Annotated in this window: 6 protein-coding genes and 2 pseudogenes; 4 read left to right on the forward strand and 4 right to left on the reverse strand. The window is 55.1% G+C overall.

Going from position 1 to position 12,434, the window contains the following annotated elements; genetic code table 11:
• Positions 1 to 784 precede the first annotated feature (784 nt).
• Both Enr13x_RS01925 and Enr13x_RS01930 read right to left on the reverse strand, forming a co-directional pair.
• Complete coding sequence (locus Enr13x_RS01925; RefSeq protein WP_145384457.1) at positions 785 to 2,287, reverse strand: DNRLRE domain-containing protein; 1,503 nt, start codon at positions 2,285 to 2,287, stop codon at positions 785 to 787.
• A 42-nt stretch (positions 2,288 to 2,329) separates the two neighbouring features.
• Complete coding sequence (locus tag Enr13x_RS01930; RefSeq protein WP_197455711.1) at positions 2,330 to 2,866, reverse strand: sigma-70 family RNA polymerase sigma factor; 537 nt, start codon at positions 2,864 to 2,866, stop codon at positions 2,330 to 2,332.
• Positions 2,867 to 3,397: 531 nt separating this feature from the next.
• On the opposite strand from Enr13x_RS01930, the gene Enr13x_RS39525 reads away from it, so the two are divergent.
• Positions 3,398 to 7,726 (forward strand): sulfatase-like hydrolase/transferase, encoded by a 4,329-nt coding sequence (locus tag Enr13x_RS39525; RefSeq protein WP_315856997.1) that lies wholly within the window; start codon positions 3,398 to 3,400, stop codon positions 7,724 to 7,726.
• Here Enr13x_RS39525 and Enr13x_RS01940 read toward each other — a convergent pair.
• The gene (locus Enr13x_RS01940) at positions 7,658 to 7,984 is read right to left on the reverse strand and encodes a hypothetical protein (protein ID WP_145384460.1); all 327 of its coding nucleotides are present in this window, start codon (positions 7,982 to 7,984) and stop codon (positions 7,658 to 7,660) included. The two genes, Enr13x_RS39525 and Enr13x_RS01940, sit on opposite strands and share 69 nt — an antisense overlap.
• A gap of 78 nt (positions 7,985 to 8,062) precedes the next feature.
• Here Enr13x_RS01940 and Enr13x_RS01945 point away from each other — a divergent pair.
• Positions 8,063 to 8,284, forward strand: a pseudogene (locus tag Enr13x_RS01945) (DUF1569 domain-containing protein); the annotation flags it as partial.
• A 152-nt stretch (positions 8,285 to 8,436) separates the two neighbouring features.
• Here the strand turns inward: Enr13x_RS01945 and Enr13x_RS01950 are convergent.
• A complete protein-coding gene (locus tag Enr13x_RS01950) occupies positions 8,437 to 9,951 on the reverse strand; it encodes an integrase catalytic domain-containing protein (RefSeq protein WP_197455208.1) in 1,515 nt (504 codons plus the stop codon).
• Between the two features lie 96 nt (positions 9,952 to 10,047).
• Between Enr13x_RS01950 and istA the strand changes: the two are divergent.
• Both istA and istB read left to right on the forward strand, forming a co-directional pair.
• Positions 10,048 to 11,142: pseudogene (gene istA, locus Enr13x_RS39610) on the forward strand (IS21 family transposase); the annotation flags it as partial.
• 541 nt (positions 11,143 to 11,683) lie between these two features.
• Entirely contained in the window at positions 11,684 to 12,406 is a 723-nt protein-coding gene (gene istB, locus Enr13x_RS39615) for an IS21-like element helper ATPase IstB (protein WP_390621092.1), read from the forward strand.
• The last annotated feature ends 28 nt before the right edge of the window (positions 12,407 to 12,434 follow it).

Below are 12,434 nucleotides of genomic sequence, written 5' to 3' on the forward strand. Positions count from 1 at the left end.
AAATTGCAAATTGAACAATGCAAATTGGCAATTGCCTACCATTGAGTCTCATCGTGGGTCGCCCGTCAATTTGCAATCGTGCGGTTGCCAGCAATCGAAGAGGAATCCGTATGTCATTCGCGCTCGATGCTGTCAGCGTTCAACCCACCGATTGCCCCGTGCAGTTCCTCGGGCCGGCGGCTATCGCCGGCTTGAAATAGCGAACCGACGTCAAGGCGGTCTGGGCATCGTTCCTGCAATCGGAAACGCGAGAAATGGGACTCGAGCTAGCCCCCGGAACACTGAACACAAGGCCTGCCCCGGCGATAACCTGACGCCCGCCGGCAAAGCCAGAATCCACCATTGCAGTCGAATCGAAAAACGACGTGCGAAAAGACCAGCATTTCCGTTGGGTCATCGTGATGGCGTCCGCAGCCGTGTGTGCCTCACCGGAAACGATCGGGAGATTGCAAATTGCAAATTGAACAATGCAAATTGGCAATTGCCTACCATTGAGTCTCATCGTGGGTCGCCCGTCAATTTGCAATCGTGCGGTTGCCAGCAATCGAAGAGGAAACCGTATCTCATTCGCGCTCGATGCTGTCAGCGTTCAACCCACCGATTGCCCCGTCCGGTTCCTCGAATCAGCAGACCGTTGTACGACGTCCTATCTGGGTCGTCGTTGGGAGTCCAACGGACGACGGCCCGGAAGGGCCATCGTACGTGTGAAAAGTAGTCGCCAGAAGCTAAACGCCGGCGGTTGCCGAATCCCATTTTCCCGATGCCCGTGCCATTCGGGTCTGGATCAATCGTCAGACTCCTGCGTCCCAGTCAGTCGCAACGTGGGGGGCAAGCCAGACGGGTGCTCCTTACTCATGAATGCATGCACCAGCCCACCTCCGTCCCAAGCTCGTTCTCGTGTCTCACGAACAACGATCAGCGTGATGACTCCATTCGTGTCGGATTCGATGAAATCGCGAAGCCGGTCTCCTGAGACGCTCACACTTCCGGTTTGCACACCTTGGCGGACTTCAAAGGATCCAACTGGAACTGTCATCTCAGACGCGACCGAGGCGGCTCCCGTCTCATTCGCTGGAGCGTTTTGCCAATTGATCGTCTTCTCGCTCCAGTCATCCAAGGATTCGTCGATGAGGCCATAAACTTGAAATGTGGAATCAAGCTGACCCGATACGTAGCCAAGGCCGCTCGGAACAAGGTGGAGCCGAAGTTCAGCCTGATCCAATTTGAATCCCTTCAATGATTCAATGTCGAATGCCAGATAGACCTTTCGATCCCACAGATCACGATGCGCAACGCAGTGTTTGACGAGCAACATTTCTGGTCCTTCATATCCGCGTGTACGTTCCCTCCAAATGAAGGCGTCGCGGCCGCTGCCTTGGGCGGTGGAAATCAAGCGTGATTCCCTATCCTTCAGCTCATCGCCGGGATCGTCTGCTCGTGTACCAAACCCCTCAACATCAACATCGGGACGTGCAATTGCCTTCTTGCCAACCTCCGCAATCTCACGCTCGAGAAGTCTTTGGGATTCGTTGGAACGCAGGTTTGTGATGTTCACTTCACCGCTTAGAACATGAACCCCGGTGCGTCCGTCGTCTTCGACACGAACAGCGAATTCAGTTCCCAGGTCCAAAACTTCCGTGGTTGGCGTCGTGACGGTGAATCCGATTTCGGCCCCTGGAACGTGTGCGAGCATCTGCCCCGAGTGAACTTCACAATCCGTCAGTGATTCGAGGGTGACCGAAGTGGGAGCTTCCAGCGACAATTGCACGCCGTTGTCGAAATCAATCTTGGCGAAGCCTTCCAGCAGGTCGAGTCGTCCTGGATTGAGACGCGATCCCACGACCGTTGGCAGTGTTCCCGCACCCCATTTGCAATCGCGCGCCATGCTGATCGACGCGAACGCGACTTTTTTGGAATTATCTGTCGTTCCGAGACCTCGCCACAGCAGCATCGCCAAGACAGAAAGTGCGGTTGCATACGCGACGTGAATCATCCACCGTCGCTTTGTTGGTCGCGTCACCGTCGCCTGTGCGCTCCGGGCGTTTCTTTCCAGCAGTGCATCCAGCATCATCTGCCTGGCGTCATCGGGATCTCCCCCACGCGCGGCACCAAAGTCTTCCAAGCATTCTCCAAGCTGCCCGGCCATCGCCATGTAGTCGGTATAGAGGCGGCGTAGCTCCTGATCCTGCAACAGCTTTTCCAGTCGATGCCAATCCGCTTCGGAAATGGTTTGCTCTCGCACGGATTCGCACAGTTCCAAGAACTCGTCTCGATTATTTGTGTCCATCGGTGTTGCCTTTTCGTCGAAATGTATACGCGTGCCGAGGTTCTAAGTCGCAACGGACTCATCTGTTGCGGACAACTTCCGCTGAGTGCATTCAAACAGTGTGCGGTGAATTCGACGCATCGCTTTGTACATTCCCTCCAGCGGACGTCCGACTGCTTCAGCGACCGCTTTGATGGTCGCGCCCTCTTCGTACCGACGCTGCAAGAGATCGCGATCAACGGCGGACAGTTTTTTGACGCATCCCTCAAGGGCGCGCAGTCGGCTGTCCGAAATCGCGTCCCGATCCGTGATCTCATCGGCCAACCCATTGCAGATTGACTCGTCGAAGACCAGGCGTCCTTTTCCCTGCCGACGAACCAGACTCAAGACCTCCAGTCGTGCGATTCGAAAGGCCCACGCCGTGAAATCAGTCCCCGGCTGGAACGTCTCAAACTTCTGCCACAATACGACCGAGGTGTTTTGCATCACGTCCTGTGCCTGATCGCGATCGGGTAACAACGTCAGGATAAACGTTTGAATGCGGCGTTGGTTGGCCGAAAACAAACGCACAAAATCCGCCTGTGTTGTTGCATCATTCATCTTGGGTCCACCGTCATGTGTGCCGCCAATTTGCCCCACGTTGCGTATTGGAAACGTCATCCGCCACGGCATTTGGAGGGCCGTTTTGGAAAAATTCCCCAGATATTTCAGATCCAAAAATCTGAACGCCGAGTTCCCGTGCGTTGGTGATGCGAAATCGCCTCCGTGTCAAATTTCTCTGACATTTTCTTCATCTTCCCCCTCCAGAATCGCAGACGCCAGGACGTTTCCAATGAAAATGCGTTTATCGGCCATGCATCTGATTCGTGCGGCATTGGTGCCTGGCATGATTGGTACGGGCTAAGCAACGAGCGGAATAGAAGTGTCGGATCTTTTAAAGTGGGATAGGCTTCCAGCCTGTCATTTCAGCATCGACAGGCTGGAAGCCTATCCCACCTATTTTTCGCTCGTTGCTAAGTGAGCCGAAGCAGAAAATGCTGCATCGAGTGGAACTGAGGAGTGACCGTCGATTTGATAGGTTCGGTTGGTCGATTATCGTGATGATTTTTAATGCGAGCTGAGAGATATCTGATGCGTTTGTTGATTTGCCTGGTCCTGTTGTTCGGTTTCGTATCAAGCTCCTCTGCAGAGCGGGCGAACGGGCAACAAGTTCGTGTGCCGAACATGGTCTTCATTCTGACCGACGATCATCGCTGGGACAGCTACGGTGCTCCAAACCTGCAGCGGATCCGCACGCCGAATCTCGACAGCATCGCCAACGGAGGCACTCGCTTTGAAAACGCGTTCGTCACCCTGGCGATCTGCTCGCCCAGTCGAGCGGCGTGTCTGACCGGCCGCTACGGCAGTGCAAACGGAGTGACTGCGTTTGGCAACGTTTCTCTCAATGAGAAAGAAACGACGTTTGCTCACGCGCTTCGGCAAGCGGGCTATGCAACGGGCGTCACCGGCAAATGGCACCTCAAAACGACGCCCCAAGAGTGCGGCTTTGACTTCGCATCGACCTGCTGGTCCAACGGAACGTGGTACAACCGCCGATTCACGATCGACGGCGAGTCCAAAACGATGCCCGGATTCGTTGACGACGTGACGGCCGACGAGTCCATTCGCTTTATTCGCCAGGCAGCAGACGCAGGTAAGCCGTTCGTGTTGTGGATGTGCACGCAGGTCCCTCACATGGACCACAAGCACACGTGGCCAGCGAAACAGGAGTATCTCGATCGCTATAAAGCCAATGAAATGCCACTGCCCGCAACGTGGAACGACAATCTAAACGGTAAACCCGAGTATCTGAAGTCGGCCCGCAATCGCACACGGGCGTTGGAATACGGTTACGACGATCCGTCGAAGATTCGCAGCCACATCCGTGACTATAGGGCCAGTGTCGAACAGATGGATGCTGCGGTGGGCCGGGTGTTGAATGAACTGGAAGTCAAAAAACTGAAGGAGAACACATGGGTCATCTTCATGGGCGACAACGGCTGGTTCCTGGGCGAACATGGATTCACCAGCAAAGTCTTGCCCTATGAAGAATCTATGCGAGTTCCGATGGCAATCGCCGGGCCACAGACATCCGCCCGGGTCTCCGATGCACTCGTGCTGAATCTCGATTTGACGGCAACGATCTACGAGTTGGCCGGTTTGACGGTTCCCGCGGCGCTGCACGGCCGCAGCCTGTTGCCAATCGTCGCAGGTGAAGCGGTGGACGACTGGCGAACGAGTTTTTTATACGAAGCCCCGACACCGCAATTAGGCAGCCAGCCGCTGTGGGCGGTGCGCAACGAACGCTGGAAGTACATCGAAACCAAGCCGGAACAAGATCCCACGAATCAGCTTGTCGAATTGTATGACCTCCAATCCGATGCGGTCGAAATGGAGAATCTGGCGGGCAAGTTAGAATACCGCCAAACAGTGGACCGGCTGGCAACCGAGTTGCAGTCCTCCAAGAGAAAGATCGCAGCACAACCCGATCCGACGACGCTCGCCGCTGGCCCCGTCAGCCAAGGCGACCAGAGCAAACACGATCAGCCGACGACAAGCGCGGCTAGCGCCGCCGAATCACGGGAGACAGTCGCCACGGCAGCGTCAACTCCGCGTACCGATATTCATATCAGCGGCGTCTACCCACACCTGACGACCTACGGTGTCTACAGCCAGAACGGTGGTCACTTTAAGAACGGCCATAACGAATGTGGCATCGGAGCAGTCGTTCCGTGGGCCGGGAAATTGTGGATGGTCAATTACGCGCCGCACATGCCCCGCGGCAGCGAGCACAAACTGTTTTCGGTGGACCCAGATCTCGGCAAGCCGCTGACCATCCATCCCGAAAGCGTCGGTGGTACGCCAGCCGGTCGCATGATCCATGCCGAGTCAAACCAACTTTTGATCGGTCATCATCTGATCGATGCAGATCGAAACGTGCGCACGATTCAGCCCCAGGACATGCCCATCCGTGTCACGGCGATCGCGCGTCACCTGAAAGATCCCGCGAACATGGTTTACTACATCGACATGGAAGGCTCCATCTGGGAAGCCAACGTTCACACTCTCGCAGTGACGCGACTATTCAAGAAGCCCGTCCCCGGTTGGCACGGCAAAGGCGGTTATACGTCACAGGGGCGGCTTGTCATTTCGAATAACGGCGAGCTCCATGTGGGTGATTACAGTGACGTGCTCGTTGGAGGAAAAGCAAAGTCACCCGAAGAACGCGGTGTCCTCGCAGAATTTGACGGAACGAACTGGAACATTGTGGAACGTCGACAGTTCACCGAAGTAACCGGCCCCCAAGGAATCGCCGGCGGCAGCGATGGCAACGATCCGATCTGGAGCATGGGCTGGGACCGCCGCAGCGTTCGCTTGAAAGTTCTGGACAACGGCCAGTGGCACACGTATCTGCTGCCCAAAGCTGCCTACTGCAACGATGCCAGTCATGGGTGGTATACCGAATGGCCACGGATTCGCGAAATCACCGACGGCCGTTGGATGATGGACATGCATGGGATGTTTTACGACTTTCCAAAAACATTCTCCGCCGGTAACTCGGCCGGCATCAAACCGATCGGAAGCCACCTGCGATACGTTCCGGACTTCTGTGACTGGAACGGACAACTGGTCTTGGCCACCGATGAAACCAGTATTCAAGGCAACCCGCTTGCCGGCCAACCGCAAAGCAATCTCTGGTTCGGCAAGTACGAGGATCTGAAGAACTGGGGGCCCGCCAGTGGGTATGGCGGACCTTGGATCGAAGACGACGTGAAAGCGAACACGCCGTCGGACCCCTATCTGGTATCTGGATTTGATCGGCGCATCGTGCACCTTGCCGTCGGACGAAATCAATCGATCGCGAACAAAGTTTTTCGAACAACCGACGACTTCGAGATCACCGGGCTACCGAAGGAACTCGCCGATCTACCGCGAGTGACCATTGATCGCGGCAACTGGCGCGAACCTGCCAAGGGTTTCGAGTTTGTGATCGACCGACCCGCAACGGTCTACCTTGCGGTTGACGGGCGGCTCGACAGTGCAGGCGGCTCGCCGCTACCGCCATCGTGGAAGCCAACGGATGATTCGATCACGTGGGGTAAGAACGTGCGGGATTCAGTCTATGGACGGCAGTTTCCTGCGGGCAAAATTGTCATCCCCGGCAATGCGGTCCAGCACGGCAAAGGCGCCTACATCCTACCTCACATCGCGTTTGTGAAATCTCAAGACGAAACATCGGTTGGAGTCTCTGCCCTGGGCGCAGCCAGCGTCGCCACTGCATCGGCCAGCGTGACCGACATCGCGGACAAGGCTGCCCCGGTTCGGTTCAATCTTCAAGTCGATCGAAACGGCGACGGTTCGTGGACCGACCTTGAGACCATCGAGGTGCCCGGAAACGGATACGTCGGAAAAGTTTTGCCGAAGGATTTTGATGCCGTCTGGCTGCGACTGAGCACCGATCGCGATTGCGTCGCGACTGCCTTCTTGCATCAAACGACGGCAAACGACGTAGACGCAGACAAGGCAGAAAACAAAGCGTTGTTCGCTGGGCTGGCAGACGTTCGAGACACGGACGTGCTGGCCGGTCTCGCGTACCCGGCAAAACGCAACCGTGATCTGCGAGTCATCACCGACGACGATCACTTCTTCGACTTTAGCAAAGCCAAATTCGAATTCGAACCAATGCAACCTGACGCAGCTCTGGCCGAAAAGCTACACGTCGAACCTGAGTTCACGGTCGACGATGCATCGGTGGTTGTAAACGATCAAGGACAAACGTACCGACTGCCCAAGGGTGACGTCGCCTACGACAAACCGTTCGCCTCGGGGTGGCCGCGAGCGTCGCGCGAAGTTCAATCGGAACGTCATCTCGCCAACATTCATGGCACGTTCTACGAAATCCCCTTGGTCACCAACGGCGCGCCGCCCGCATGGAACCTGATGCGCCCCGTGTCGAGCCATTCCAAACAGATCACGGACTTCTGCTCCTGGAATGGTCTCCTTGTGCTTTGCGGGGTCCGCGCCGACGCGGCCAGCGACGGTCACGTCTTCCGTGACGCAAAGCAGAACGTGGGTCTTTGGTTCGGTGGAGTCGATGACCTTTGGAAGCTCGGCAAACCGGTCGGCCGTGGGGGGCCGTGGTTGTCCACCCCGGTCGAGCCGGGAATTCCATCGGATCCCTACCTGATGAAAGGTTACGACCAAAAGACCGTCACGATGTCGCACAGCAGCACCCAGCCGGTCCGCATCACGCTTCAAATTGATCTGGATGGAAACGGCCATTGGGTGCAGTACAAAAGCTTCGACGTTCCCGCCGGCGAGTCTCTGCGCCATGGATTCGCGAGGGAATTCTCAGCCTGTTGGATTCGAGCGGTAGCGACCGCGGATACCAACGCAACCGTCCAGTTTGACTATCGCTAACGGAGCGGGGATCTGTGCGGTGGCCTCTTCGTCGGTTTCGATGCGCACCGCCGCGAACGAAACACGCCCGGCGACTTGGTCACCCCAATCGGCAACGAACGAATAGACCGGCTCCGCAGGCAGATCATCGAGCTTCTCCTCGACGAGGTTCGCAATCCCTTCTCCTTCTTCAGCGCCAAATGCATCGCGATGTAACGCCAGCACGTGTTCGCGGTCTTTGTCGCATGCAAGTCGGAATTGAAAGGCGTGGGAATTCATGACTCATGTTCATCATTGGGCGAGTCGGTCATACTGAGCGTTGTACTGATTCTGATTTTGGTAAACGGCAGATACGACATGGGTGCGCTCCGCGATTTGAAATTCGAAACTCTGGGAGAGGCGGTCGACGATGCTCGGCAACTGTTGGCGAGTGGCTATGTCCGTCAAGGGAACTGGTCGCTAGCACAAATCTGCCGGCACTTGGTTTTGGTTCAGGATCCCAGCGTTGATGGCTATCCGGCTTGGATGTCTTTGTTTGCGCCGTTGCGGCCATTGATGCGACGACTACTGCTGCCGAAGTGTCTAGCGGCGATTGGTTTTCCCGGCCGTGTTGCCTCAGCCGAGAAGGATACCCAAATGGAAGGACTAGAAAGAATGCTGGCATAGGGCTGCTGAGCGTAGCGAAGCCGCCCTATGCCAGCGGTTACATTTTTCATAGGCGAGCAAGACACTTAGGTCGCCGTGGTGCCCGTCACTAATTTCCTTGCCATGATATTCCGCCACTGACTCACGCGACGTTGAAGCGTTCGTAGTTGACCGCCGTTGTATTTGTCGGGCGATCGTTCGATGAGCCTTTCGAGTAACGACGACGCAGTTGCGTCTGGGGATTTTTCAAGCCATCCAAGAATCGTCGTCCAGTCTCCTTCAAAGGGGTCTGGACGCGTTCGATAATCTCGCGTTCGCATCGGCTTCGGCTGATGAGTTGGTCGGGCCTCGCCTTTCTTCCATAGCTCCGGTAACTGTGAAAGAAATTCTTCGAGATCAATCTGCTGCTCCTGGGAGAGCGAATCCTCCGTCGACAGCGAATCCAGCGCAGCTTGCGATTGTCGGATTGCGTGTAGTAGTTCTAGCGGGTCCTGTTCAAGACGGTTGCGTCGCAAATACTCTTTCGATTCGGATGATACTCGCGAGTCACTAAGTAGCCGTTCACATGGCGTTTGAGGTGAGTGAAACTTCTTGCTTACCCTGGCGCCGTCACGAGTCTTGCTTAAGAGCTTGAAGGATGGCTGAAACATGTTCACGTACCAACGAACACTATCGAAAAGATGTGCGATGGTTTGGCATGCGATCGGTCCCGAGAATCGCTGATAGCCGAGGTGTTTGCGAACGATAGAACCGTTCTTCTGCTCGATCCATGCCTGATCGTTTTTTCGATAGGGCCGTGATCGAGTAAATGTGATACTTTGGGAATCGCAGAATTTGATGACTGATTCGTTGATGAACGAACTGTCATTGTCAGTGTTTATTCCCAGGACTGGAAACGGAAATCTGTTCCGCAGCAATTCCAAAGATTCGACGACGAGAGACTGCTCGCGAATCAGAATCGGGATGCATTCCGTCCATCCAGACGCAACGTCTGTAGCAACCAAACTGTGTATGAATGGGCCGGATAGATTCCCTCCGCAGTGAGCAACAAAATCTACTTCGAGACTCCCAGGGGCGACATCATCCCATTCGGAAAAGGTCTTGACGGCAACTGCAGCGCGGACCTTTTTCTTTGGGCGAACGCGTTTCTTTCCAGTCGCTTCCTCACGTATAGGACGAAGCAGTCGGTCTATGGTTGAAGCACTTGCCGACAACACCCGCGTCTTGAGAGAATCATCAAGATTCATGTGACCGTGCGACTCCATCGACTTCAGCAACTCGGGAAGAATCGCTTTGAGGCGTTTGCCGCATAGGCGATCGGAAGATTCCCAGAGCGTTACAAGCACCTCCTTGACCGCGCAGTCGTATATTTTGCGGCCCACGACTTCACAACGCTCTGGGGTGGTGTTTTGGCGTTCAGCGAGAATTCGCAGCGCGTACTTACGTTGGTGTCCGGTAATCGCAACAAATTCATCGAGTATCCGCGACTTGTCTCGTTTCCGTGCGCCGTAGTATCGCGAACGAATCGAGTCAATCAGTGCAGCTTTTGCTTGCATTTCCATGGCGCCACCTACGATTTGGGTATCTTTCTGTTGAGGCAACCACCATCGTTCGGTATCCGAATTGTTGAGGCAATGCGTTCCCGGATTTTGCGATTCGGGTCATCATCGTAACTCCTTGTTTTCACGGAGATTGCGATGGTCACGGACGGAAAGGTTAAAGAACTGCGGCGTTTGCTAGCATCTGGCAAGTCACTGGCCGCATCGTCAAGGATGACTGAGATGGATGAGAAAACGGCAAGACATTATCGAAACGACAATCGGCTCCCCTCTCAGCGGAAGAAGCCGCGAGATTACCGGACTCGCATCGATCCATTCGCCGATGTCTGGAACGAGGTGCAGATCAGGCTTGAGGCCGAACCGCGACTGCAGGCCAAGACCCTTTTCCAGTGGCTGCAAGACCGCTATCCAGGCGTCTACCCAGACTCCACTCGACGAACCTTCGAACGTCGAGTCCGATTGTGGCGCAGTACAGAAGGTCCAGACAAAGCAGTGATCTTCCCGCAGGTCCATCATCCGGCTCGGGTTGCTGCGAGTGACTTCACCGTCATGAACACACTGAACGTGACCATCGCGGGCGTTTCGTTTGAACACATGCTCTTTCATTGTGTCCTGACGTATTCCAACGTCGAGTCGGTCTCTCTGTGTTTCTCCGAATCTTTCGAAGCGCTCAGCGAGGGGATTCAAAATGCGTTTTGGGAATTCGGCGGAGTGCCCGAGCGTCACCGCACTGATAGCCTTAGCGCTGCGATCAACAATCACTCTTCAAAGAAAGAACTCACTGCTCGCTATGGAGCGTTGATGGATCACTATGGCACCAAGTCAGAGCGAATCAACGTTCGCTGTGCGAACGAAAACGGCGACGTTGAGTCATCCAACGGTCATCTCAAGAATCGAGTCGACCAAGCATTGCTACTTCGCGGTAGTCGCGACTTCGCCAGTCGTGAAGACTACATGCATTTCGTTCGATCCCTGATCGTTCGCGCTAATGATGCGCGCTTAAATCGATTTGAAATTGAACGCTCGCATTTGCGACCACTTCCCGATAGTAAGCTTGATACCGATGACAACCAACAAGGCATCATCGTCGGCAGTAGCAGCACGATTAATGTCAAGAAAAACATCTATTCGGTTCCTAGCCGATTGATCGGTCAAAAAGTCGATGTGCGGATCGGTGCCGAGTGGATCGATGTGACGCATCACGGCATCCACGTGCAACGGATGCCACGACTTACTGGCGTCGGCGGATCGGCCATCAACTACCGGCACGTGATCGATTCATTGGTTCGCAAACCGGGAGCATTCGAAAACTACAAATACCGTCAGGACATGTTCCCGACGAGTCACTTCCGAATCGCCTATGACATGCTATGCGACGCTCACAGCGAGAAGGTGGCGGTGAGGAAGTATCTTGAGATCCTGCAATTAGCGGCTCGAGAAAGCCAAGATGCGGTGCAGAATGCACTGCGTCTTCAAATCCAATCGGGACAATCCATCGATGTCGATCAGGTTCGGCTGATGGTGAGTGAAGCGATCGAGATCAAGCCGGTGACCGACATCGATGTCAAAGCACCGAACTTGAAAGACTATGACGAATTATTTGACACGTTTGACAAGGAGAGTCCAAACGATGAATCAATCAACCACACGAAAGCCCCAATCGAAAAAGACCGAATCGTCGATACGGCAGCCTCCCAAGACCCCGCCCACGAGGACGAGCAACGAACGGACCGAGGAGCGGCTGAAGGAGCAGTTTCGCAGCTTGCGTCTGCCGATGTTTCGCGACCAGTTTCAAGCGACGGCCGACCGAGCAGCCGCGGAGGATCTCAGCCATGTTCAATACTTATCGGAACTGGCGGAACTGGAATGCCAGGCCCGCAACGAGAGTCGGATCAAGCGTCTAATGACCAACTCACGTCTTCCGCTGGGCAAGACATGGGAGACGTTCAACTTCGATCGCTTGCCATTGTCAGTGACACGACAACTGGAGAGTCTTCGGGAGGGATCGTTCTTGGATCGTCGGGAGAACGTACTGATTTTCGGTCAGCCCGGTGCGGGGAAGAGTCACGCGCTTTGTGCCTTGGCGAATCAACTCGTCCAGCAAGGCCGGAGCATGCTTCTGACAACGTGCAGCTTGCTGGTGCAACAGTTGCTGATCGCAAAGCGGGATCTTCGCCTGCAGAAGTACATCAAGCAACTGTCTCGTTTCGAGGGCCTGATGATCGACGACCTGGGTTACGTGCAGCAGAATCGAGAAGAGATGGAGGTGCTGTTCACGCTGCTGGCGGAACGTTACGAGAGAGGGAGTGTTCTGTTGACGAGCAACTTGGCGTTCAGCAAGTGGGACCAGATCTTCAAAGATGCGATGACGACGGCGGCGGCGATCGATCGCTTGGTTCACCACAGCGTGATCATCGAGTTGAACGTGCCAAGCTATCGCGTGGAAACAGCCAAGAAAACGAAGTCAGCTGGACGGTCAGCAAAGGCCTCTCAATAAAAATCGGATTCGTAATCGGGAATACTAG

Source organism: Stieleria neptunia, assembly GCF_007754155.1.
GTDB classification, from domain to species: Bacteria; Planctomycetota; Planctomycetia; order Pirellulales; family Pirellulaceae; genus Stieleria; species Stieleria neptunia.

What these genes read in the sequence shown, in the direction of transcription:
- istB (WP_390621092.1), top strand. Translation starts at nt 11,684, where the DNA reads ATGTTTCGCGACCAGTTTCAAGCGACGGCCGACCGAGCAGCCGCGGAG.
- Enr13x_RS39525 (WP_315856997.1), top strand. Translation starts at nt 3,398, where the DNA reads ATGCGTTTGTTGATTTGCCTGGTCCTGTTGTTCGGTTTCGTATCAAGC.
- Enr13x_RS01930 (WP_197455711.1), bottom strand. Translation starts at nt 2,866, where the DNA reads ATGAATGATGCAACAACACAGGCGGATTTTGTGCGTTTGTTTTCGGCC.
- Enr13x_RS01925 (WP_145384457.1), bottom strand. Translation starts at nt 2,287, where the DNA reads ATGGACACAAATAATCGAGACGAGTTCTTGGAACTGTGCGAATCCGTG.
- Enr13x_RS01940 (WP_145384460.1), bottom strand. Translation starts at nt 7,984, where the DNA reads ATGAATTCCCACGCCTTTCAATTCCGACTTGCATGCGACAAAGACCGC.